Genomic DNA, 22049 nt, shown 5'->3' on the forward strand with positions numbered 1-22049 from the left:
AGCGAACCACTACGCCATCCCCGGTTGAGGTTCTTCCTCCAGCACCACGGCGCTGGCCATCTTGTGAATTTGTTCGGCGTCCAGGGAAACGTGGATGGCCCAGAAGTAGATGACGACGCTAAAGACGGCCGTCGCCAGGATGTCCCAGTACAGCGGGAACCACGGGCGCGCCAGCGGTCCGAAGTCGCTGAGGTACACGATCAGGCCCATGCCCACCAGGTAGACGGGCAGCCATTGGGCGGCCTTCCAATCCATGGCCGGCTTGGTCGGGTTCAGGTTGAACACGCGGTTGACGATCAGGACAACGTAGCCGATCAAGATCGCAATGCCCAGTTTCCAGTCGGTGTTCCAGCCCGTCCACAGGATGAGCAGGTTCGCGATCACGAAGGCCAGGGGCGACATGAACGTGGCGCCGGGCAGCCGGTAGGGCCGTTCCTCGTTGGGTAGTTTGCGCCGGAACACGCCAAGGGCCAGTGGGGCGCCGGCGTACATCAGCACACTGGCGCTGGTGATCAATCCGACGATCGACTGCCAGGTGGGGAAGGGCAGGAAGCAAATGCAGCCGATGATGAACGCCGCGATCAGCCCCACCCACGGCACCCCGGCCTTGTTGGTCTTTTCAAACACCACCGGCACGTAGCCGTTGCGGCTCAGACCGTAGGAGACGCGGGATGACGCCGTGAAGTAGATCAGAGCGGTTCCCGCGGGGGATATAAGGGCGTCAATGTAGAGGATGGAGGCAAGCCAGCCAAAGCCCACAAGGGTGGCCAACTGGGCGAACGGGCCCGTCATGGTGGTGTACAGGCCGTCCTTCCAGGTGGTGCCGATTTGCGAGGACGGCAGCGCCACCAGAAATGCGAACTGCACCAGCAAGTAGATGATGATGCCGATGACGGTGGAACCGATCACGGCCCGTGGAATATCCCGTTTCGGGGTTTTACTCTCGCCTGCCAGCTGGTCGGCCTGTTCAAATCCCAGCAAGGCAAAGATGATGCCACCGGTGGAGACGGCGGACAGGATGCCCTTGACGCCGTCGGGAGCAAAGCCGTTGGCCGCGGTGAAATTACCGGGATGGAAGTTGAAGACAGCCAGCATGAAGATGGTCAGCAGCGGCACGCCCACCTTCCACCAGGTTGCGGCACTGTTCACTGTTGCCAGCTTCTTGATGCTCAGAAAGTTGATGGCAGTGACCGCAGCCATGAGCAAAATGGCCACGGCCAGGCCGCTGCCGGTCAGTGTGGGTTGAGGGCCGGCGGATGTTTGTTTGATGACCAGCCAGGAGGTGGCGAAGGCGTAGTGGCCGGCGTAGTTGATGATGGCCTGGACCTCGATCGGGGCCACGGTGGCGGCCTGAACCCAGGAGAACCAGCCAAATGATGCTCCCACCGCGCCGCCAAAGGCGTAGTGCGGGAAGCGGGCCGTGCCACCAGAAACCGGGTACATGCCGCCCAGTTCGGCGTGCGGCAGGGCCAAGATCAAAATGCAGATGCCGCCGATCACCCAGGAGATGATGGCGGCAGGACCGGCTATTTGCAGGGCATCCTTTGCCCCGAACAGCCAACCGGATCCGATGATGGAACCGGTGGACGCCCAGAGGAGCCCGATAAAACCAATTTCACGTTTCAATCCTGGCCGAGAGCTTTGGGGCGGCACAGGTTTTTGCACGGTTGTCATGATTTGCTCCCAAATTTTCAAATCCCCCCGCCGCACCAGAATGCGCCCAGATGGCGAAAAAATCAATGGAAGTCTTGTTATTCACGGCATACTCATGGATAATTCCTCCCTCAACGGGTGTCAAGGTCCTCGAAGATCAGGAAGGTCTGCGTATCCAGCACTCCGGGCATGGATTGCAACTGGTCAAAAATGACCCGGCGCAGGCCCAAATTATCCTCGGCGCGAACCAGTAAGATCACATCGAAATCGCCACCCACCAGCGCAATGTGCTGGACTTCGGGGATGGCGCGCAGGTCCTCACGCAGTTTTCGCCACGAATGCTGGCTGACCTTCAGCGTTACATAGGCCGAGGACTTAAGCCCTGCCTTGACGGGGTCCACGAGGGCGGTGAATTTGGTCAGGACTCCCGTTGAGGTGAGCTTGGAAATCCGGGCGTAGGCGTGCGCCCGTGAGATATGCACGTTTTCAGCCACCGCGGACACCGACATCCGGCCGTCGCGAGTCAGCTCGGCGATGATCTTCCGGTCTACATCGTCGAGAGGTGCGGTACCAGTCATAGTTTTCCTTTTCTGCGTGGGCCAGTTTCTGCGTGGGCCAGTGAACTGCGGCGAGACAAGCTGTATATGTAAGCCGCATCACCTTGCTGTTATGTCTCTCAGAGTATGGCTTGGGGTAGCAAATATCCAGAGTTTCCCGGCTTTGTGGATACAAAAGGTATTTCAATTCCATACTGATGGGACGGAACATCTTTGGCTGTTTGACCCTTGGAAGGGAGTGGAATTCGATGACGAACCATCCGGAAAATGTGGGCGACGGTGCCCACCCTGGCCAGGCCGAGGACTACTTGCTGCCGTCCGGCACGCCCGTCCAGCTGATCACGCCCGCGGGCACGTTGGCACCCACCGGGGGGTTTAAGGAACAGTATGTGTTCCCCCAAAGTGACTCGCTCCGGCAAGGGTATGAACGCCTTGTGGTGGGACGTCGCGTCAATGAGCAGGCCGGTGCCTTGGTGCGGCAGGGACGGATGGCGGTGTACCCGTCGTCGTACGGTCAAGAAGCCTGTCAGGTGGCGGCGGACATGTGCCTGCGTGCCAGTGACTGGCTCTTTCCCACCTACCGCGACACCGTTGCCGTGCTGGGGCGCGGGGTTGCCCCCATGGAGGCGTTTGAGTCCTTGCGCGGCGACTGGCACAGCGGCTTCGACCCGAACCAATACAACACGGGACTGCCCACCACCCCACTCGCCACCCAGTTGCTGCATGCAGTGGGCGTGGCGCACGCGGCAAAACTGCGCGGCGAGGACACCGTGGTGCTGGCCCTCTGTGGCGACGGTGCCACCAGTGAAGGCGACTTCCATGAGGCCCTGAATTTTGCGGCCGTTTTCCATGTTCCGGTGGTCTTTCTGATCCAAAACAACCAGTACGCCATCTCGGTCCCGCTCATTCACCAATCCGTGGCTCCATCGCTGGCGCACAAGGCTGTGGGGTACGGCATGCCCGGGGAACGCGTGGACGGCAATGACCTGGCGGCGTTGCTTGCCGTGCTCGGCCATGCGGTGGAACGGGCGCGGGACGGCGGCGGCCCCTCCCTGGTGGAAGCGCACACGTACAGGATGGAGGCGCACACCAACGCCGACGACGCCACCCGGTACCGTAGCGCCGAGGAGGTGGCCCAGTGGGTGCCGAAGGATCCGCTGCTGCGTTTGCAAAAGTACCTGGCCGACGCCGGTCTCTTGGGTGCCGCCGACACCGAGCGTTTCGCCGCAGCCGCCGAACAGCTAGCCAAAACCATCCGGGACGGGCTCAACACCGAGACCGCCCCCGATCCCGCCGAGCTCTTCAAATATGTGTATTCCGAGCCCACGGCGCAATTGCGCGAACAGGCCCACATGCTGGCCGATGAACTTGCCGCCAGTCAGCCACTTCAAGGAGCGCCATCATGACCACCATGGCTAACAGGAATCCTGCAGGGAACGCCGAAGCCAGCACGTCCGGCGTCGAGCCCACACTGACCGGTATTCAGAACATCACCTTCGCCAAGGCACTGACCCTGGCCATGTCCGACGCCATGGCCGCCGACGCTTCCGTGCTGGTGTTTGGCGAGGACGTGGGTACCCTGGGCGGGGTGTTCCGGGTGACCGACGGGCTGACCCGCACCTTTGGTGAAGAACGCTGCTTTGACACGCCACTGGCCGAATCCGGCATCATCGGCATGGCCACAGGCATGGCAATCAACGGCATGAAACCGGTGGTGGAGATGCAGTTCGACGCCTTCGCCTACCCGGCGTTTGAGCAGATCACCAGCCATGTGGCGAAAATGGGCAACCGCACCCGCGGCGCGGTCCGCCTGCCGATGGTTATCCGCATCCCCTACGCCGGCGGGATCGGGGGAGTGGAGCACCACTGCGACTCCTCCGAGGCCTACTACGTCCACACCCCGGGCCTGACAGTACTCACGCCTTCCACGGTCAGCGATGCCTACAGCATGCTTCGCGACGCCATCGCCAGCCCGGATCCCGTGATCTTCCTGGAGCCCAAGAAGCTCTACTTCTCCAAGGACACCGTGGACCTGGACGCGCTGCGGGCAAGGTACGACGGCGCCAACGGCGTACCTTCCAGCATCGGCAAGGCCGTCATTGCCCGAGAAGGCACCGACGCAACCTTGATCGCCTACGGGCCCTCCGTAGCCGCTGCGCTCGCAGCCGCCGAAACCGCGGCAAACGAGGGACATTCACTGCAAGTGATTGACGTGCGTTCCCTCGTCCCGTTCGACGACGAGACTGTCAGCGCCGCCGTGCGCTCCACCGGCCGGGCCATTGTCATCGCCGAAGCCCCCGGGTTCGCCTCCATGGCCGCCGAGATTGTGGCCCGCGTTCAGGAACGCTGCTTCCATTCCCTCGCCGCACCCGTGCTGCGCGTGACCGGGTTCGACATCCCGTACCCCGCACCACGACTTGAAAAGTACTATCTGCCAGGCGTGGACAGGATTCTGGACGCCGTTGACCAACTTCAGTGGGAGCAATCATGAGTCTGCAAGTTTTCCTGCTGCCCGACCTTGGCGAGGGCCTGGTAGAGGCGGAACTAGTGACCTGGCTGGTAGGGGTGGGTGAATCGGTACATATCGACCAACCCATCGCCGAGGTGGAAACCGCCAAATCGGTGGTTGAGGTGCCGTCACCTTTTGAAGGCGTGGTGCAAGAACTGCACGGCGCCGAGGGGGACACCCTGGAAGTCGGCAAACCGCTGATCTCCGTGGCTGCCGCGGATTCAGACGGCTCTGGGAATGTCCTGATCGGCTACGGGACCTCAGCACACGGCGGGCCGGGGCGAACCCGTCCCTCGCGGCTCAATGCCTCGCCGCAGGTGTCGCAGCCGCCGCCGGTTGGTGGCACCGCACCCCTGGTGATCTCACCGTTGGTGCGCAAGATGGCGCACCAGAACGGTCTGGTGCTCGGTGACATCCGAGGTTCCGGGGATGGTGGGCTGATCCTGCGCCGCGACGTCGAGGCTGCCGTGTCGGCATCCCTTACCGTGGACTCCCCGGAGACACTCCAGGCGCCGTCAATACCGCAGCACGGTGAAGGCGCGTCAGCCGCCGTCGACGCCCGGACAGGGCTGCCGGTCCTGGCACGTACGCCACTGACTGGTGTGAAAAAGGCCGCCGCGGCAGCCTTCACCAGGAGCCGCAGGGAAATCCCCGAGGCCACCGTTTGGGTGGATGTCGATGCCACGGCCTTGCTGGACGTGCGCGCCGCATTGAAATCACGGACCGGCGAATCGCCGAGCATTCTTGCCTTTGTGGCACGGTTCGCGGTTGCTGCCCTGGCCCGGTTCCCGCAGCTGAACACCCAGTTGGTGAGCGAAAACGGCGTGGACACCCAAGTCTCCTTTGACGGCATCAACCTAGGCTTCGCCACACAAACCGATAGGGGGCTGGTAGTGCCCGTTGTGCGCGGGGCTCAGGGCCGCAGCGCCACAGAGCTCAACGCCGCGATCAAGGAGTTGGCTGACACCGTCCGGGCGGGAAAAGCGAGCCCTGCGGAACTGAGCGGCGGCACCTTCACGCTGAACAACTATGGCGTATTCGGGGTGGATGGCTCGGCGGCGATCATCAACTACCCGGAAGTCGCCATGCTGGGGATTGGCCGGATCGTTGACAAGCCATGGGTGGTGAAGGGGGAGCTCTGCGTGCGTAAAATGACCGAGTTGACGCTCGCCTTCGACCACCGGGTGTGCGACGGCGCCGTGGCCGCGGGGTTCCTGCGCTTCATTGCAGACGCCATGGAAGACCCCGCGGGAGTCCTCGCGGATCTGTAGCGCCTGTCCTTGGTAGGCGCCCTGCGAAAGGCCGGCCTGGGCAGGACTACAGTGGGGGCAGTGACTAAGAATGCCTCGCCCAGCGATTTTAACCTGTGGTCCATTGCCATTCCGGCGTTTGGGCCATCCCTGCTGTTCGGCATTGGTGAGGGCGCAATACTGCCCATCATCCCGCTGAGCGCCCGCGGGATGGGTTCCACGCTGGCAGGTGCCGCCCTAGTGGTGGCCCTGATTGGTATTGGGTCGCTTGTGAGCAATATTCCGGCCTCCATCATTACGGCGAAATTTGGCGAACGGGTTGGCATGGTGGGCGCCGCCGCCCTTAGCCTGTGCGCCCTGCTGTTGTGTGTTTTTGCCACAGCCTTGCCACAATTTGGCGTCGGCGTCTTCCTGATCGGTGCGGCCTCAGCGGTGTTCAATCTGGCCCGCCAAAGCTATTTGACGGAGGCCGTGCCGCCATTGCTCCGGGCCCGGGCCATGTCCACCCTGGGTGGGGTGGGCAGGATCGGACTGTTTGTCGGGCCATTCATTGGCGCGCTGGTCATCCACCTGGTGGGCTTGGCCGGAGCGTATTGGGTGGCGGCGGTCGCCGTCGCAGGTGCTGGCGCGCTTGCCTGGTGGCTTCCAGACCTTGTCAGTGCCCACGGGGTGCCCTCCACCGCGCCCAAGCCCACCATCCGTTCGCTGATGGTGACACATCAAAAAGTATTCCTGACAGTGGGAATTGGCGTGCTCCTGGTCAGCGCCGTGAGATCCTCACGACAGGTGGTGGTGCCGCTATGGGCCGACAGTCTGGGACTGAACCCGGCGGTGACATCACTCATTTACGGCCTGTCCGGGGCCATCGACATGCTGGTGTTCTACCCTGCGGGCAAGGTCATGGACAGGAAAGGGCGCATCTGGGTTGCCGTTCCGTCGATGGCCCTGATGGGGATCTCATTGCTGCTCATGCCGCTAACCACCGGCCCGGTCTCCCTGATGCTCGTGGCGCTGTTGATCGGCTTCGGCAACGGCATAGGTTCCGGATTGATCATGACCCTTGGCGCAGACTACTCACCACGCCACGGCAGGGCACAATTCCTGGGGATTTGGCGGTTGATCTCCGACGTCGGCGGCTCCAGCGGACCCGCCATCCTGGCCGGGCTTAGCGCAGCAGTGACGCTGTCCTTCGGCATTGCGGCCACAGGATTATTGGGATTGGCCGCCGCCGCCGTCCTGGGCTACTGGGTGCCGCGCAACAAACCCATTGCCCGCCAATAGCCCAGACTCAGGTTTCCAGGCCAGGCTAGCGGGAGGAACGGCGTCGAACGGGGAGGGTCAGCAGCAGAGTCCCGGCCGCGGCCAAACCATACCCCACCAGCACAATCTGCCCCACCCCGGCAAGGAAGTAGCTAGTGGTGCTGCTGCTCGGGTCGGCTGCCACGGAGCGCAGGATCAGCACCGTGAAAATCCCGGCTACCAGTGCCAGCGCAGAGCATGTGGCGACCCACCAGCGGCTGGAGGCCCAATGTTGGGAGGCGCCAAGCCACACATTCCATTGGGGTCCGGTGCGCACGATGACCAGGCCCGCCAGGCTTGTCCACAAGGCCACGACGAAGAAGGCCGCCATGACGTCTGAGGGCCGGTGCCACTGGTTGATCACTGTTGCCACGCCCACCACCACGGCGTAGCTGCCGCCAGCAAAAGCCGCCACCGGGCGCCACCGGGGGGAGACGACCAGGAAAACGGCCGCCGCCGCGCTGGCCGCGATGGTGCTGTGGCCTGATGGTAAGGAGTTCAGTGTCAGGGTGGTGACGCCAAGGCTGGGCCTGTCCGGCAGGCCGAACTTGAAAAGTTGTGTGGTCAGGTTTGCCGCGGCCATGGCGGCCAACGCGATCCCGGCTGCCTTCCAGCGCCGCCGGGCCAGGGTGACGAACAGCACCACGATCACGGAGATCACCACCGAGGTCGCGGGCAAGGAATCCAAGACTTGCGACGACTGCACGCCGATGATCCGCCGCGGCACGGCTGCCTCCACCAGGGCGGACTCGTCCAGGAACTGGCCGGCGGCTCGCTTGATGAAAAACATGTACGTTACTACGAGCCCGGCAAGTGAAATGGCCGCCGCGACCATGAATGGCGCGGCCGGGATGTGGCCTCTGCCCGGCGTACGGGATCCAGAGGGCGAGCGTGCGGCGTGCTTAATCATCCTCCTAAGGTTCCCACAGTTTCATGGGAGCCAGCTGGCGGGAGCGCTACAGTGAACTCATGCTTTCCGTACCGTCCCTTGAGGAACTCCAAGCCGCCGCCCACGTGGTCACCCTGCCCATGCGGGTGAAATTTCGCGGCGTCACCGAGCGTGAGGTGATGCTTTTTGAGGGGCCGGCCGGGTGGGCGGAGTTCGGCCCGTTCCTGGAGTACGACGACGTCGAGTCGGCCATGTGGCTGGCCTCGGCAGTGGAGGCGGGCTGGCATGGATATCCGGCAACCGTCAGGGACTGGGTGCCCGTAAACGCCACTGTCCCGGCGGTTGAGCCGGCCGAGGTGGCCGGCATTTTGGGCGCCTACGACGCCCTCCACACGGTCAAGATCAAAGTCGCCGAGCCCGGGCAATCCCTGGCCCAGGATGCTGCCCGGGTGGGTGCCGTACGGCATCTATTGCCGGATGCCCGGATCCGGGTGGATGCCAACGGTGGCTGGGACGTGGACCAGGCTGTGCAGGCGCTGCGGATGCTTTCGGTGTTTGGTTTGGAATATGCCGAGCAGCCTGTTGCCTCAGTACCTGAGATGGCGGCTGTTCGGCGAGCCTTGAGCGGGGCGGTTTTGATCGCCGCCGATGAAAGTGTGCGCAAAGCCTCCGATCCGCTGGCCGTGGCCCGGGCGGGCGCCGCCGACCTTCTAGTAGTGAAAGCCGCGCCGCTGGGAGGCGTGCGGCGCGCCCTTGAAATCGTGGCCGAGGCGGGTCTTCCGGCCGTGGTCAGCTCCGCCCTGGAGTCCTCCGTGGGGATCAGGGCCGGCGTGGCCCTTGCCGCGGCTCTTCCCAAGCTGGACTACGCCTGCGGCCTGGGCACCGTATCGCTGATGGCAGCCGACGTCGTCAGCGATAGCCTGGTGGCGATTTCCGGGGGACTGGCCGTGCGGGACGTGGTGGCCACGCCAGCCTTGTTGGCCAAATTTGCGGCACCTCCCGAGCGTCGCGACTGGTGGCTCGATCGGCTGCGCCGCACCCACGCCCTGTTGTAAGGGAAGCTCACCAGAGCTATTTTGCGGCGGGTCCGTTGAGTCCCAGCGAGGTGAGTTCGTCGCTGAGCACACCCGCTAGGACCTTGTGGCCTTCGCTGTTCAGGTGCACGCTGTCGGCCATTTTTCCGCCCAAGCCATAGCGGGTCACCCAGTCGCCTGCGCTGATAAAGTTCAGCCCATTCCGTTGGGCAAAACCGGCCAGCAGGGTGTCAACCTGGGTTCGCCGGCCGCCGCCGTCGGCGCTGCTTTTCGCCAGTGTGCCGATGAACAGGAACTTGGAGCGTGGATAGGTGACTTTCAGGTCCGCCAGTAGCCTGGCGGCGTTGCTGAGGATCTCGGAGTCGGGTACGCCACGGGAGGCATCATTGCCGCCGCCCTGGACCACCACGAGGGCCGGATTTCCGAAGGGAAGCACGGCGCTGCCGCTTTCCACGGCATCTGGATAGTTGGGCCAGGCAGCGATGCTTGAGACGAATCCGGTACCACCAACGGCGATCATACGCACCTTGTACCCGCGTGCCGCGAGACCACGCCCCACCCAGGTGTCGGCGGCTTTGACGCCTGCCGCGCCCCCCGATTGGGAATCGCCAATAAGCACAGCGGAGCGGGTGACCCCAGGGTCGATGATTTCCTTGCGGCCCGAGATCGGGTTCACGTACAACGCGCCCGTGGGAAGATCCCAGGGACTGACTGCCTCTTCCGGTGGTGACTGCCGGCCCGTGGTCGCATCGGTGGCGGGCGAGGTGGCCTGTGTTGTCACCGGGTCGGCAACAATGGGCCTGCTCTCCGAAACGGCGACCCCGCAGCCGGAGAGCGTCACGATGCAAACGAGAAGGCTCGCCCCCTTGCGTGCGATACGTCCGTATGCCATGTTGGTGCCCTTCATTGCTGCCGTAAGATCACCGGTAACTCTATATCCACCACGGGGTTTTCCCGCCTCCCGTGACGGTGAGGGGCAACACTTTTAGTCGAGGGTTGGGCGCGGACGGTGATTAGATGGTTCCGTGATGATGCTTAGTTCGATGGATGCCGCCCGGTACGTAGTGGATGCACTGGAACGGGCTGGGGTCCTGCACGTGGTGATTGCCCCCGGATCCCGGAGCGCGCCGCTGGTCTATGCGCTTGCCGAGGCGGAAGCCGACGGCCGCATCACCACCCATGTTCGCATCGACGAGCGTGTTGCAGCTTTTACCGCGTTGGGGCTGGCCCAAGGCTCCCGCACCCCTGTCGCCGTCCTGACAACCTCGGGTACAGCCGTTGGCAACCTCATGCCCGCGGTGATGGAAGCCGACCACAGCGGGACGCCCTTGTTGGTGCTCTCCGCGGACAGGCCCGAGGAACTGCGCGGCACCGGCGCCAACCAGACCACGGTGCAGTTGGACCTTTTCGGAGAGCACGTGCGCTTCGCCACCGATGTCGCCGCGGGAATGGACCCAAGCAGTGCCATCGCCACCGCTCTTAGCGCAGCCCAGGGCCGTCTTGAGGCGATCCCCGCTGGCCCGGCCCAGGTCAACCTTGCCTTCAGGGACCCGTTGACCCCGGCCCTGGACGGATCCGAATGGGAACGCCTGTTACCAGTCATTGATGCGCACGACCTTCCCACGATGGCTTCGCCGAGCGAGCCGGCCAGGGTGGAACCGGTGATGTCCCGCCCCTCCACCAGCCACCGGACCGTGGTCCTGGCCGGGCACGGGGCCGGTCCTAGCGCTGAGTACTTTGCTCGCATGCTGGGCTTGCCGCTGCTGGCCGAACCGTCGTCGAACGCCCGGTTTGGCCCCAACGCGGTTGGTCCCTACACACTTCTGTTGGAACAATTCGGCGGTGGAGCGGGAATTGAACGGGTTGTGGTCTTTGGCCGGCCCACGCTTTCACGCGAGGTGGCAAAACTGCTCGCCAATGCGGGCGTGGAACGCGCCCTGTACCTGCCGCGCCCCGTTTCCTGGTTTGAACCCGGGCGGCGCACCGAACTGGTGCTGGCCCAGTGGGACCAGCTGGTCGGATTTGCCGGGTTCGGTCCGCAAGGGTGGCTCCAATCCTGGCAGGAGGCGGGCCAGCGGGCCGAGATTGCCTTGGATACCGTGCTGGCGGGGCAGGCCAGCCCCGGACTTGTGAGCGGGCCCGCCGTTGCCCGCGCGGTTTGGGAGACAGCCCAGTCCGACGCCGGCAGCAATCTCATGCTGGGTTCCTCCAATCCCGTCCGTGACGTGGATCTGGCAGGCCGCCCCATGGTCGTGGACTCAACGGGAACCGGTGGCCTTCCCGGTGCAACCGTTTTCGCCAACCGCGGGCTGGCTGGCATTGATGGCACCATTTCCACGGCAGCGGGCATTGCGTTGGCAACCGGGGCACCCACCCGCGTTCTGTTGGGCGATGTCACCTTCTTGCACGATTCCGGCGCCCTGCTCCAAGGAAGCCGTGAACAGGAGGCGGAGCTGCAAATCATTGTGCTCAACGATTCCGGCGGCGGCATCTTCTCCGTTCTAGAACACGGAAAACTTGCCGTGTCGCCAGACTATGCGGCCGCCGTCGAACGCTTCTTTGGCACCCCGCACACTGTGGACATTGGCGCGTTGGCCACTGCCTACGGCTGGCGGCATACGTTGGTGCGTTCGACGGCGGAGCTCGCTGCCGCCCTGGCCCCACCCGTTCAGGGGCGCAGCATCATCGAGGTGGCAGCGAGCCGCGAAGGTCTGCGCGAACTCCACGAGACGATCCGCCAGGCGCTTCAGCGGTAGCGTTTCGGGGTGGCGGGACGGGTGTTTCCGGAGGCGACGTCAGGGAGGCCGAAGGCCGCCCGCGGCCGAGAGCCGGAAAGTCGCCGAGGAAATGCCTGTCCCGCCACCCGAGGCTAGAGCACGCGGCTGAGGAACTCCTTGGTCCGGTGGTGTTGCGGGTTGGCGATAATCTCGCGCGGGTTGCCACTTTCCACCACTACTCCGGCGTCCATGAAGGTCAAGGTGTCACCGACTTCGCGGGCAAAGCCAATCTCATGGGTCACCACGATCATGGTCATGCCCGACTTGGCCAGATCCTTCATGACCTGCAGGACATCGCCCACCAGTTCCGGGTCAAGGGCCGAGGTTGGCTCGTCAAAGAGCATCAACTCCGGCTCCATGGCCAATGCCCGGGCAATAGCCACGCGCTGTTGCTGTCCGCCGGATAGCTGGGACGGGTAGAAGTTGGCGCGGTCGCTCAGTCCCACCATCTCCAGCAGTTCAAGCGCCTTGAGCTTGGCCGCGGCCTTCGACTGACGCTTGACCTGAGTCGGTGCCTCGATCACGTTTTGCAGCGCTGTCTTGTGTGGAAACAGGTTGAAACGCTGGAACACCATGCCGATTTCCCGGCGCTGTGCCGCGATCTGTTTGGTGTTCAGGTCATGCAGCTTGCCATTGACATCGCGGAAACCGATGAGGTCATCGTGAACGTAGATCCGCCCGGCGCTAATGGTTTCCAGCAAGTTGATGCACCGCAGCAGAGTGGATTTTCCGGAGCCGGAAGGTCCGATGATCACCGACACCTCCCCCCTGTTGACGGTCATGTCAATGCCTTTGAGGACATGGTGGTCGCCGAAGAGTTTATGCACGCCTTGAATCTCCACCAGCGGCTTCACGCCGGTAGAGTCGGGGCCCTTAATTGAAACGGTGTCCGTCATGGCTTGCCGCCTTCCGTGGTTCCGTCAGTTGTAGCTGGAGGGGCGGTGTGGGCTGCCCCGGCGGCAGCGGTTGCCTGTACGGGCGCCTTCATGACGTTGTCCACGCCCTTGCCAAAGTGCCGCTCAACGTAGTACTGGCCCACCATCAGCACTGAGGTGATGAGCAGGTACCAGAACGCGGCCACCATCAGCAGCGGGATGGGCAGGAACGTGCGACTGGCCAAAGCGTTGGTCACGAACGTCAAGTCCAGGGTGAACGGGACGGCGAGCACCAGCGAGGTGGTTTTGAGCATGCCGATGGTTTCATTGCCGGTGGGGGGAATGATGACCCGCATGGCCTGCGGCAGGATGATCCGCCACATGACCTTGGAGCGGCGCATGCCCAATGCCTCGGCCGCTTCCATTTGCCCGTTGTCCACGGATTTCAGGCCTGCCCGGAAAATCTCCGCCAAATACGCCGACTCGTTCAGGCCCAGGCCCACAATGGCGGCGACGGTGGCGTTGATGACAGTTGCCGTGTCCCAGGAAAAAAGTTCCGGTCCGAACGGGACGCCCACAATGATTTTCGGGTACAAGGCTCCGATGGACCCCCAGAACAGCAGCTGTGTGTAGACAGGGGTGCCTCTAAAGAACCACACCCAAACCCAGGAGACATAGCGGAACAGCGGGTTCTCCGACTGGCGCATAAAGGCCAGCAGGATCGCCAAAACAATGGCGATGACCATGGAGCTGACTGTCAGAATCAGCGTCCAGCCGACACCTTGAATGACCAGAACATCAAAGAGGTAAGTCCTAAATGTTCCCCAATAGAACTTGGGATTGGTTGTCATCGACTGGATTGCCAGGGCGGCAACGAGCAAGATGACGGCGGCTCCCACCCAGCGCCAGGGGTGCCGAACCGGGGTCGCGTCGATCAATTCCAGGTCGGCAGCCTTGATCGAGGCGGTGTTTCGCCGGGACAGTCTACTCAACTCGCTGCCGCGGGGTTCAGGACGGCCGTGGTGACGGCGCCCTCAGTGTTGTTCCACTTCGCCAAGATCTTCTTGTAGGTTCCGTCGGCGATGAGCTTGTTCATGACCTTCTCCACTACCTGTGCAAAAGCGAGATCGTCCTTGGCAATGGCGATGCCCTGCTCGGCCGAGTCGTACGTGTCGCCCAGGGTTTCCAGCTGGCCGTTGGTCTTGGCCAAGGCGTTGCGGGTGATGGGGGAGTCCGCGCTCATGGCGTCGATGGTGCCACCCACCAAGCGGGTGGTGACGTCTGTCTGATTCTTCAGCGAGACGATGTCAATGGCGGGCTTGCCGGCAGCTACACAGGCCTTGGAGCGGTCCGAAACGTCGGGATCCTCTTCAACGGTGCCTGTCTGGACGCCTACCTTCTTGCCGCACAGGTTGTCCAGGGAGATGCCCTTGGGGTTGCCCTTCTGCACCGCCCACAGCACACCTGCGTTGAAGTAGCTGATGAAGTTCACTGCCTTGGAACGTTCCGCCGTGATGGTGAAGGAGGACATGCCCATGTCGTAGACGGTGCCAAGTTTGGGCAAAATGCTGGAGAAGTCAGCAGTCTGCACCTCGGCCTTCTTGCCCAGGGTTGCTGCAATGGCTTTGGCAAAGTCCACGTCATAACCGATGGGAGTTTGGCCGTCGGTATCGAGGAACTCGGCGGGCTCATAGGAGGTGTCGGAGCCGACGGTCAGAGTGGTCTTGTTCTTGACCGTGTCCGGCAGCAAGGCGATCAGGGCGTCGTCCTTGGCTGCCGTGGTGGGATCAAATGCGGCTGCTCCGCCTGCACTTGTTGTGGAGCCGGGTGCCGGCTGCTGGGAAGCGTCGGTGCAACCACTCAGCGCCAGAGCTGCAACGGCTGCCACTGCTGCCAGACGGATAGTCAGCTTAGATGAAATTTTCATTTTTACCCTTAGTTTCTCGACGGGAGCAAATCTAAAGAACAGAGCAACTGCACTTCAGTGTACAACTGGCGTGATTTGCATCACGGTAAACGGCGTTTCACTAGTGAACAACTTTCGTTCCTGAAGGGCAAGTCGAACGTATCCGGCCATGTCTGTAATCCCAGATGCTGGCCGGAATGCGGCGTCAGAGAGAGGCTGGGCGAGTGGCGACGGTGTTTTTTTAGCCCTTGCGCAGGCCCAAGGCCTGCAGCATGGGACGGAACTTGGCCCAGGTTTCTGCCAGTTCCGCGTCGGGGTCGGAGGCCTCAACGATGCCAGCCCCTGCGTAGAGGCGCACGGTTTGTGCTGTCTCCAACACTGCCCCGCGCAAGGCGATACCCCATTCGCCGTTGCCGGCGCCGTCGAGCCAGCCAACGGGTCCGGCGTAGGGCCCGCGGTCCATCTTTTCCAGCTCCAGAATGAGCTTTCCGGCGGTTTCACGGGGGGTTCCGCACACGGCGGCCGTTGGGTGCAGCGCCTCCACGAGTGCCAGAGAAGTGGGCAGGTGGCCGTCGGTGTCGGCCAGTTCGGCGCTCACATCCGAGGCCAGGTGCCAGACGTTGGGTAGCTCCAGGATGAATGGTTCGGCCGGGAAGGAAAGATCCTTGGCGAACGGCGCAAGCTGCCGGGTGAGGGAGCGGACAGCAAAATCGTGTTCCTGGCGCTGTTTGGCCGAGCCGCCCAGGACCGCAGCAGCGAAACCCACGGCACCAGCTGGCTCATCCTCCCGGTCCAGGGTGCCGGCCAGGACCCGGGCGCGGGCAGTGGTCCCCTCAACCTTGATCAACATTTCCGGTGTAGCCCCGACCAAGCCGCGTACCCCATACGTCCAGCATTCGCCGTAGAGTTGCACGAGCCGCTGCAAGATTGTGGTGCGTTCAACGGGTGTGTCGAAGGTGGCGAGAACATCGCGGGCAAGCACCACCTTCTCCAGGCCGCCTTCGCCGATGGCCTGGACGCCTGCGGCTACTGAACGTTTCCATTCATCCTCGGTCAGGGCCCCGGTCCGCACCGTGCCAGCTGGGAAGGAGGCCATCGTCGTGCCGCTGCTGTTCGGGTTCAAAAACGCCCGAAGGCGTGCGTGCGCCGAGCCAGCTGTTGGTGCCGTTCCGTCGGTGGTGATCTGGGTCAGCCAGAATAGACCGTCACGGGAACCCACCACCAGTTCGGGCACGATCAGCACGGATTCGTGGGAACTGGTTTTGGAAAACGCAAAAGATCCGAAGGCCATGGCACCACTGCCGGGAACCTTAACCAGATCCTGGACGATCGCATGCTCCAGCAGCGACTTCCACCACTGTTCGGCGTCGACAAAGCGGTTCGGGCCAGTCCCGCTAAAGCAGGTGGCCTCACCAAAGCCAAGCAGACCATCACCGTGACGCAACCAACACAGCGGATCAGTGCCGGGGCGCAGGAGCTGCGAAGCCGTCGCGGGTGCCAGATCGCCCAGCACGGCAACATCCAAGGCCGTGGTCAGGGTGCGCAGGGAAGCAGTCATAATGAGTCCAGATTACTCCGTGACGGGCCGGGCATTGGCGGCGTCGCGGTGTGATCCCCCACAACCGCGCCAAAGCGGTGAGCGAACACCAGCAAAGTTTGAGAGACTAAGGGGGTGAACCGTGCATCCTTGGAGAAGCGTCCGGAAGAAGTGGCAGCCATGTTCGACGACGTGGCCCCCAAATACGACGTCGTCAACGACATCCTGTCCATGGGGCAGACACGCCGTTGGCGCCGCATTGTGGTTGACGCGGTAGGTGCTGTCCCAGGCCAGCGGGTCCTCGACCTAGCAGCCGGAACCGGAACCTCCAGCGAACCCTTCGCCGACGCCGGCGTAGCCGTGGTGGCCTGCGACTTCTCCGTGGGAATGCTGAAGGTGGGCAAGCGCCGCCGCCCCGACATTGACTTCATTGCCGGAGACGCCACGAACTTGCCGTTTGCCGACAACACTTTTGATGCGACCACCATTTCCTTCGGCCTGCGCAACGTGATTGACCCGAAGAAGGCCCTGCAGGAAATGCTGCGCGTGACCAAGCCCGGCGGCAAGCTGGTGGTGGCCGAATTTTCGCACCCCACCAATGCAGTATTCCGCACCGTGTACACCGAGTACCTGATGCGGGCACTGCCTCCCATTGCCAAAAAGGTGGCCTCCAATCCGGACGCCTACGTTTACCTTGCCGAATCCATTCGCGTCTGGCCCAACCAGGACGAGCTTTCCGCATGGCTGACCGAGTCCGGTTGGACCCAGGTGGCCTACAGGAACTTGAGCGGCGGCATTGTTGCCGTGCACCGCGGCGTGAAACCAGATACCAACTAAAGGAACTCCACTCATTGTGAAGGTACTGATTGTAGGTGCCGGCCCCGCCGGTTCCACCGCGGCCTACCACTTGGCCACGGCCGGGGTGGAGGTCACCGTGTTGGAAAAGACCCGGTTCCCGCGCGAAAAAGTCTGTGGCGATGGCTTGACTCCCCGGGCCGTACGCGAAATGCAGCTCATGGGCCTGCCGCACGACCCGGCCGAGGGCTGGCGCCGGAACAAGGGCCTGCGCCTGATCGCCGGTGGGCGAACCGTTGAGGTTCCCTGGCCAGAACTCTCCAACTTCCCCAACTATGGCCTGATCCGTACCCGGCTTGGCTTCGACGAAGCCCTGGCCGTCCATGCCCGAGCCGCCGGAGCAACCATTCTTGAGGGTCATTCGGTGACCTCGGCCTTGACTGACGACGCCGGAAAGGTGGTCGGTGCCACGGCCTCAGTTTTGGACGAGGCAGGGCGAAAGACTGGCGAAACGGCCAACTTTTATGCCGACGTGGTACTGGCAGCGGATGGCAACTCCACCCGCACCGCCGTTTCCCTGGGGCACGAGAAGCGCGATGACCGCCCCATGGGCGTGGCGTACCGCACCTACTTCACCTCCCCCCGCCACGACGACGACTGGATGGAAGGCTGGCTGGAACTCAACGCGCCATCCCGCGGCGGCCAGCCAGGCAAGACGCTGCCCGGCTACGGCTGGGTGTTCGGCGTGGGCGACGGCACCTCCAACGTTGGCCTGGGCATACTGAACTCCTCCAAGGAATTCGGCAAGCTCGACTACCGCCAGGTGTTGCGCGACTGGACCGCCTCGATGCCCGCTGAATGGGGGTTTACCCCCGAAAATCAGGTGGGCCCCATCCGCGGAGCGGCACTGCCCATGGGCTTCAACCGGACCCCGCACTACTCGGATGGCTTGATGCTTCTCGGCGACGCCGGGGGCATGGTCAGCCCCTTCAACGGTGAGGGCATCTCCTATGCCATGGAGTCGGCCCGGTTTGCCGCCGAACACATCATTCGAGCCTCGGGGGCGAACTCCAAACTGGCCACCGACCATGTACTCAACGGCTACGCAGACTTTGTGAAGGAGCAGTGGGGCAGCCACTTCACACTGGGCAGGATGTTCGCCTCCCTCATTGGCAAGCCGGCCATCATGAAACTGGCCCTACGCACAGGCATGCCAGTGCCGGTGCTGATGCGGTTCATTGTCCGCATGATGGCCAATCTCACCGACGCTGGCGAACGCGGTTTTGAGGATAGAGTGATTCATCTACTGGAGAAGCTGGTCCCTGCCACCAGCAACCAAGGCATTTCCACGCACATCCAAGCAACATCCCTACCAATAGTGAGTGTTAAGTAGTGACTACTCCCGCGAACCACAGCTGGACCCATGCCGGACACGGGCATCCCGAGTCGCATGACCCGAATCCCAGCACCATGGCCATTGCTACCGGGATGCAACTGCCCGCAGGCTTCTCCGCCGTCGCCGATGACCCGGAACTTGGGCCATCCATTGCCATGAGCATGGCCAAGGTGGAAAAGGTCCTGCGCGAGGCCATCGCCAATTCCGATCCCCTGGCAGACGCCACGAGCCGGCACCTGGTGGAAGCCGGCGGCAAGCGCATCCGCCCTCTGCTGGTCCTGCTGGCCGCCCACCTGGGCGACGCGAGCCGCAAGGAAGTGGTGCAGGCCGCCGTCGTGGTTGAGCTGACGCACCTGGCCACGCTCTATCACGACGACGTGATGGACTCCGCACCCTTCCGACGCGGCGCTCCCACCGCCCATGAGGTCTGGGGCAACACCGTCGCGATCTTGACCGGCGACTTGATCTTTGCCCGTGCCTCCATCCTGGTTTCCGAGCTCGGTTCCCGGGCCCTGGGCATTCAGGCACGCACCTTTGAGCGGCTGTGCCTGGGCCAGCTCCACGAGACGGTGGGGCCCCGCGAGGACCAGGATCCGATCGAGCACTACCTCTCAGTCATCGCGGACAAGACCGGATCACTGGTTGCGGCCTCCGGCCAGCTCGGTGCAATCTTTGCCGGGGTCCCGGAAGAGATGCAGGACGTCATGCTTGAGTACGGTGAAAAGGTGGGCGTTGCTTTCCAGCTGGCCGACGACGTCATTGATGTGACCGGTTTGAAGCAGGTTTCGGGAAAATCCCCGGGCACCGATCTGCGCGAAGGGGTCCCCACCTTGCCTGTGCTGCTCCTGCGCAAGGCTGCCGCCGGCGGCGACGCCTCAGCCGACGCTGTTTTGGCGCTGGTTGATGGTGACCTCACCAGTGATGAGGCGCTGGCGGCCGCAGTGGCCGCGTTGCGTGAGCACCCGGTGACAGCCCAGTCGTGGGTGGTTGCCCGTGAATGGTCGGCCGAGGCCATCGCCGCGCTGGCGCCACTGCCCGAGGGCATGGTCAAAACGGCCCTTGCCAGTTTCGCCGAAGCCGTGGTTTCCCGGGACGTTTAGTCCGCGTTAGCCGGCGCCGTCTAGCTTCTCTTTAACGGAGTGGCTGATGGCGTCGGCGCTGCTTCCCAGGGTGCTGACCAGCTCTTGCATCTCGGTCCCCTGAAGGAGACCCAGCAGCAGGTGTTCGGCGGTGATGGTGGGGCTTTGTAGTTGCAGTGCCTGTTGTTCGGCGGCCTGCAGTGCTTGCTGGGAGCCGCTGGAGAACTGCATGGCACCGCCTTTAAGCCGGTTGTGGATGCGCCCAGGTTTCTTTGTCGTGGTGTCCGGCAGGCCAAGTTTGTTGATCACGGATTGCCGGTTCACACCTTCGCCAGTCAGCACCGCGGCACCAACACCATCGGTGAAGTCCATGATGCCAAGCAGTAGATGGACTGGCTCAATTTCCTTTGCCGCCACGCCCTGTGCTTCATCAATCCCATGAAGCACCACGGCCTCTGCAGCATCGGTAAACAGTTCAAACACGACCATCACATCCTAGGATTCGCTGGCTAAGACCACTATGCCCACGTTAGATGCCTGTCTCTGCGATGTCCATGGTCAACGCAAGTCTTAGATCCCCGAACCAAGCCGGGGAAGCACGAACGGACTGACTCTCTCCTCGCTGCCGTTCCAGTGGGCGGGGGCCGTATGGTGCCGCGATTCTGCGTCGGCGGCGGCGGCCAGCCCGGCGTCGTACACGCTGAGCATGATTCCGCTGTGTTGCAGATTGAAGAACCTGATGATGATCCGGCGCCCGTTGACGTTCCAGATGCACGTTTGAACCGCGGGGTCGTGCCAGGGATTGATGGCCGGCCCATAGAGCTCGGTCAATTGGGCACTGATGGCCTCATAACCGGTGCGCGTGCCCGGATTGTTCGGTGCCATGTCCGTGTATGGCTGCATGCTGACGCCCATGAAATGCCCGTTGTAACTGGTCCAGGAACTCGACAGGACACCGGGGAGTTCGGTGAGGAGGGCGAAGTGTGCCGTGGAGGAGTCATCACCAGGATCGTCCCATCTGGCACCGCTGGTGAAACCCAACTTGTGGAAAAGGGCCCTACGGTCGGAGTCCGATCGGGGCCACATACCCTCGACCACTCTTTCGACCAGCTCCACAATGGTGGTGGGATCGGGGATCAATGCTGAGAGTTGCTCCTGAGCGTCCATATCGCAAAGATACAACGCCTTTCTGATTATTCCCATAGTGCCAGCGATGAGTTTGGCAAGCAGAAAAAACCGACCCGCGGGCGCATTGCTGCGGCCACGGGTCGGTACATAGCAAAGTCAGTCGTCGTCGTCTGTGAACACCCAGTCCAGCATGTCAAAGACGAACTCGCTGAAGGTGCCTTCCTCATTGATCCAGGCACCGGTGGCGTTGTTGCGGCGCCAAACAATAGGATCCGGGACGTCCGCCTGATCGGCCAAAATACCCCATGTGTAGGCCTCGTCCTCGTCCTCCAGGAACAATAGGTAGCCGTCCTGGATCTCAAGTTCTTCCGGATCCCAGAAGTAGTAGTAGGCCTCCATGAGTTCTTCGCAATTGCCCACGGCGTGCAGGAATTCGCGCAGGGCCTGCGGAACGGTGATGTTCAGCTCGGCAAAAACCGCCTCAAGATCGGCCTGGGCAATCCCGTCGGCCTCCTCCCAGGGCTCCTGCAAATACTGGGGCACCAAGGCACGGAATTTCTCTACGAACATGTCGGACATCTAAATCTCCAAGATCGGCAACGGACTTGCTATCAATCCTAGCGGCGGCGGAATCGAGGGCGCGCCCAACTTCGGGCCGCCAGAGGGGCATGCCAGCCAAATCGCAGGCTAAGCATGCGCAGGCCGAAGACCACGACGGCGGCAAGGGTCCCCGTGAGGAGGTTGAGCCAGCCCAGATGCCACAGCGCCGCGGCCAGGCCCGCACCCACAAACGCCGGGATCGCGTACAGGTCCTTGGGATCAAACACGCGCGGGACCTCGTTAGCTGTGACATCGCGGAGGATTCCGCCACCAACGGCCGTGGTGACACCCAGCAGCAACGCCGCCACGGGATTCATGCCAGCTTCCAGGGCTTTGAGGGTTCCGGTGATGCAAAACAGGGCCAAACCTCCGGCGTCGAAGGTCAACAGAAGGCGGGCGCTGCGCTCAATGTTCCCCGGTATGAAATACACCAGCACCGCGGCAAGGAGCGGCGGTGCCAGATAGATCGGGTTGGTGAAGGCCGACGGTGGGCCGGTGTTCAAGATGATGTCGCGGGCGACACCGCCACCCAGCCCCACCATGGACCCCAGCAGCAACGACCCCACCAGATCAAAACCCCGGCGGGCAGCCAGAAGCGAGCCAGAGACGGCAAAAAAGAACACGCCAATAAGGTCAAGAATCAGTGCAAGGTGGAAGGTCATCAGCGCATTCATCGGTAGGCGGCGGGGGAGGGCATTGCGACGGCACCAAGCCTACGGCGCGCGGCACTAGGTGTCATTGTCTGAGGTTGTGACTACGCTAACT

21 protein-coding genes are annotated in these 22049 nt (G+C 62.9%); 9 read left to right on the forward strand and 12 right to left on the reverse strand.

What is annotated here, in order from left to right:
- Nucleotides 1-9: 9 nt before the first annotated feature.
- Complete coding sequence (locus CXQ94_RS01245; RefSeq protein ID WP_104086405.1) at nt 10-1674, reverse strand: APC family permease; 1665 nt, start codon at nt 1672-1674, stop codon at nt 10-12.
- A 110-nt stretch (nt 1675-1784) separates the two neighbouring features.
- On the reverse strand, nt 1785-2231 hold the full coding sequence (locus CXQ94_RS01250; RefSeq protein WP_104086406.1) for an Lrp/AsnC family transcriptional regulator: 447 nt from the start codon (nt 2229-2231) through the stop codon (nt 1785-1787).
- Between the two features lie 227 nt (nt 2232-2458).
- On the opposite strand from CXQ94_RS01250, the gene CXQ94_RS01255 reads away from it, so the two are divergent.
- The 4 genes from CXQ94_RS01255 to CXQ94_RS01270 are packed head-to-tail and all read left to right on the forward strand — an operon-like array spanning nt 2459 to nt 7250.
- Nucleotides 2459-3616: a thiamine pyrophosphate-dependent dehydrogenase E1 component subunit alpha gene (locus CXQ94_RS01255; RefSeq protein WP_104086407.1), complete on the forward strand. Its 1158-nt coding sequence runs from the start codon at nt 2459-2461 to the stop codon at nt 3614-3616.
- Nucleotides 3613-4701 (forward strand): alpha-ketoacid dehydrogenase subunit beta, encoded by a 1089-nt coding sequence (locus CXQ94_RS01260; RefSeq protein WP_104086408.1) that lies wholly within the window; start codon nt 3613-3615, stop codon nt 4699-4701. Before CXQ94_RS01255 ends, CXQ94_RS01260 begins: the two co-directional genes overlap by 4 nt.
- The gene (locus CXQ94_RS01265) at nt 4698-5990 is read left to right on the forward strand and encodes a dihydrolipoamide acetyltransferase family protein (RefSeq protein ID WP_104086409.1); all 1293 of its coding nucleotides are present in this window, start codon (nt 4698-4700) and stop codon (nt 5988-5990) included. The genes CXQ94_RS01260 and CXQ94_RS01265 overlap by 4 nt, the downstream gene beginning before the upstream one ends.
- Nucleotides 5991-6050: 60 nt before the next feature.
- Complete coding sequence (locus CXQ94_RS01270) at nt 6051-7250, forward strand: MFS transporter (protein ID WP_258066532.1); 1200 nt, start codon at nt 6051-6053, stop codon at nt 7248-7250.
- Between the two features lie 25 nt (nt 7251-7275).
- Here CXQ94_RS01270 and CXQ94_RS01275 read toward each other — a convergent pair whose 3' ends face one another.
- The gene (locus CXQ94_RS01275) at nt 7276-8178 is read right to left on the reverse strand and encodes a phosphatase PAP2 family protein (protein ID WP_104086411.1); all 903 of its coding nucleotides are present in this window, start codon (nt 8176-8178) and stop codon (nt 7276-7278) included.
- 59 nt (nt 8179-8237) lie between these two features.
- Between CXQ94_RS01275 and CXQ94_RS01280 the strand changes: the two genes are divergently transcribed.
- Nucleotides 8238-9212 carry an o-succinylbenzoate synthase gene (locus tag CXQ94_RS01280; protein ID WP_104086779.1) on the forward strand — a complete coding sequence of 325 codons (975 nt, stop codon included), beginning with the start codon at nt 8238-8240 and terminating at the stop codon, nt 9210-9212.
- 16 nt (nt 9213-9228) lie between these two features.
- Here CXQ94_RS01280 and CXQ94_RS01285 read toward each other — a convergent pair whose 3' ends face one another.
- Complete coding sequence (locus CXQ94_RS01285) at nt 9229-10083, reverse strand: SGNH/GDSL hydrolase family protein (RefSeq protein ID WP_181034023.1); 855 nt, start codon at nt 10081-10083, stop codon at nt 9229-9231.
- 136 nt (nt 10084-10219) lie between these two features.
- On the opposite strand from CXQ94_RS01285, the gene menD reads away from it, so the two are divergent.
- The gene (gene menD / locus CXQ94_RS01290) at nt 10220-11947 is read left to right on the forward strand and encodes a 2-succinyl-5-enolpyruvyl-6-hydroxy-3-cyclohexene-1-carboxylic-acid synthase (protein WP_104086413.1); all 1728 of its coding nucleotides are present in this window, start codon (nt 10220-10222) and stop codon (nt 11945-11947) included.
- Nucleotides 11948-12060: 113 nt separating this feature from the next.
- On the opposite strand, the gene CXQ94_RS01295 is transcribed toward menD, so the two are convergent.
- The 4 genes from CXQ94_RS01295 to CXQ94_RS01310 form a co-directional block, all read right to left on the reverse strand.
- A complete protein-coding gene (locus tag CXQ94_RS01295; protein WP_104086414.1) occupies nt 12061-12864 on the reverse strand; it encodes an amino acid ABC transporter ATP-binding protein in 804 nt (267 codons plus the stop codon).
- On the reverse strand, nt 12861-13835 hold the full coding sequence (locus CXQ94_RS01300) for an amino acid ABC transporter permease (protein WP_258066534.1): 975 nt from the start codon (nt 13833-13835) through the stop codon (nt 12861-12863). Before CXQ94_RS01300 ends, CXQ94_RS01295 begins: the two co-directional genes overlap by 4 nt.
- A complete protein-coding gene (locus tag CXQ94_RS01305) occupies nt 13832-14770 on the reverse strand; it encodes an ABC transporter substrate-binding protein (RefSeq protein ID WP_104086415.1) in 939 nt (312 codons plus the stop codon). The genes CXQ94_RS01300 and CXQ94_RS01305 overlap by 4 nt, the downstream gene beginning before the upstream one ends.
- Before the next feature lie 220 nt (nt 14771-14990).
- Nucleotides 14991-16307, reverse strand: a complete 1317-nt coding sequence (locus CXQ94_RS01310) for an isochorismate synthase MenF (protein WP_104086416.1) — start codon at nt 16305-16307, stop codon at nt 14991-14993.
- A 114-nt stretch (nt 16308-16421) separates the two neighbouring features.
- Here CXQ94_RS01310 and CXQ94_RS01315 point away from each other — a divergent pair, with 114 nt between their 5' ends.
- The 3 genes from CXQ94_RS01315 to CXQ94_RS01325 are packed head-to-tail and all read left to right on the forward strand — an operon-like array spanning nt 16422 to nt 19577.
- Nucleotides 16422-17123, forward strand: coding sequence for a demethylmenaquinone methyltransferase (locus CXQ94_RS01315; protein WP_104086417.1), 702 nt, complete (start codon nt 16422-16424; stop codon nt 17121-17123).
- Nucleotides 17124-17139: 16 nt separating this feature from the next.
- On the forward strand, nt 17140-18474 hold the full coding sequence (locus CXQ94_RS01320) for a geranylgeranyl reductase family protein (RefSeq protein ID WP_104086418.1): 1335 nt from the start codon (nt 17140-17142) through the stop codon (nt 18472-18474).
- Nucleotides 18474-19577: a polyprenyl synthetase family protein gene (locus CXQ94_RS01325; RefSeq protein WP_104086419.1), complete on the forward strand. Its 1104-nt coding sequence runs from the start codon at nt 18474-18476 to the stop codon at nt 19575-19577. The genes CXQ94_RS01320 and CXQ94_RS01325 overlap by 1 nt, the downstream gene beginning before the upstream one ends.
- A 6-nt stretch (nt 19578-19583) precedes the next feature.
- Here CXQ94_RS01325 and CXQ94_RS01330 read toward each other — a convergent pair whose 3' ends face one another.
- The 4 genes from CXQ94_RS01330 to CXQ94_RS01345 form a co-directional block, all read right to left on the reverse strand.
- Complete coding sequence (locus CXQ94_RS01330) at nt 19584-20039, reverse strand: Clp protease N-terminal domain-containing protein (protein WP_181034024.1); 456 nt, start codon at nt 20037-20039, stop codon at nt 19584-19586.
- 87 nt (nt 20040-20126) lie between these two features.
- Nucleotides 20127-20723, reverse strand: a complete 597-nt coding sequence (locus tag CXQ94_RS01335; RefSeq protein WP_104086421.1) for a hypothetical protein — start codon at nt 20721-20723, stop codon at nt 20127-20129.
- 117 nt (nt 20724-20840) lie between these two features.
- Entirely contained in the window at nt 20841-21263 is a 423-nt protein-coding gene (locus tag CXQ94_RS01340) for a hypothetical protein (protein ID WP_104086422.1), read from the reverse strand.
- 38 nt (nt 21264-21301) lie between these two features.
- Nucleotides 21302-21946, reverse strand: a complete 645-nt coding sequence (locus CXQ94_RS01345) for a trimeric intracellular cation channel family protein (protein WP_181034025.1) — start codon at nt 21944-21946, stop codon at nt 21302-21304.
- Nucleotides 21947-22049: the final 103 nt, after the last annotated feature.

This window comes from Arthrobacter sp. GMC3 (assembly GCF_002929305.1).
Taxonomy (GTDB): Bacteria; Actinomycetota; Actinomycetes; order Actinomycetales; family Micrococcaceae; genus Specibacter.

Bases quoted from the DNA above. Each gene is read 5' to 3' on its own strand.
- CXQ94_RS01245 (WP_104086405.1), bottom strand. From the start codon at position 1,674: ATGACAACCGTGCAAAAACCTGTGCCGCCCCAAAGCTCTCGGCCAGGA.
- CXQ94_RS01250 (WP_104086406.1), bottom strand. From the start codon at position 2,231: ATGACTGGTACCGCACCTCTCGACGATGTAGACCGGAAGATCATCGCC.
- CXQ94_RS01255 (WP_104086407.1), top strand. From the start codon at position 2,459: ATGACGAACCATCCGGAAAATGTGGGCGACGGTGCCCACCCTGGCCAG.
- CXQ94_RS01260 (WP_104086408.1), top strand. From the start codon at position 3,613: ATGACCACCATGGCTAACAGGAATCCTGCAGGGAACGCCGAAGCCAGC.
- CXQ94_RS01265 (WP_104086409.1), top strand. From the start codon at position 4,698: ATGAGTCTGCAAGTTTTCCTGCTGCCCGACCTTGGCGAGGGCCTGGTA.
- CXQ94_RS01275 (WP_104086411.1), bottom strand. From the start codon at position 8,178: ATGATTAAGCACGCCGCACGCTCGCCCTCTGGATCCCGTACGCCGGGC.
- CXQ94_RS01280 (WP_104086779.1), top strand. From the start codon at position 8,238: ATGCTTTCCGTACCGTCCCTTGAGGAACTCCAAGCCGCCGCCCACGTG.
- CXQ94_RS01285 (WP_181034023.1), bottom strand. From the start codon at position 10,083: ATGGCATACGGACGTATCGCACGCAAGGGGGCGAGCCTTCTCGTTTGC.
- menD (WP_104086413.1), top strand. From the start codon at position 10,220: ATGATGCTTAGTTCGATGGATGCCGCCCGGTACGTAGTGGATGCACTG.
- CXQ94_RS01295 (WP_104086414.1), bottom strand. From the start codon at position 12,864: ATGACGGACACCGTTTCAATTAAGGGCCCCGACTCTACCGGCGTGAAG.
- CXQ94_RS01305 (WP_104086415.1), bottom strand. From the start codon at position 14,770: ATGAAAATTTCATCTAAGCTGACTATCCGTCTGGCAGCAGTGGCAGCC.
- CXQ94_RS01310 (WP_104086416.1), bottom strand. From the start codon at position 16,307: ATGACTGCTTCCCTGCGCACCCTGACCACGGCCTTGGATGTTGCCGTG.
- CXQ94_RS01335 (WP_104086421.1), bottom strand. From the start codon at position 20,723: ATGGACGCTCAGGAGCAACTCTCAGCATTGATCCCCGATCCCACCACC.
- CXQ94_RS01340 (WP_104086422.1), bottom strand. From the start codon at position 21,263: ATGTCCGACATGTTCGTAGAGAAATTCCGTGCCTTGGTGCCCCAGTAT.
- CXQ94_RS01345 (WP_181034025.1), bottom strand. From the start codon at position 21,946: ATGACCTTCCACCTTGCACTGATTCTTGACCTTATTGGCGTGTTCTTT.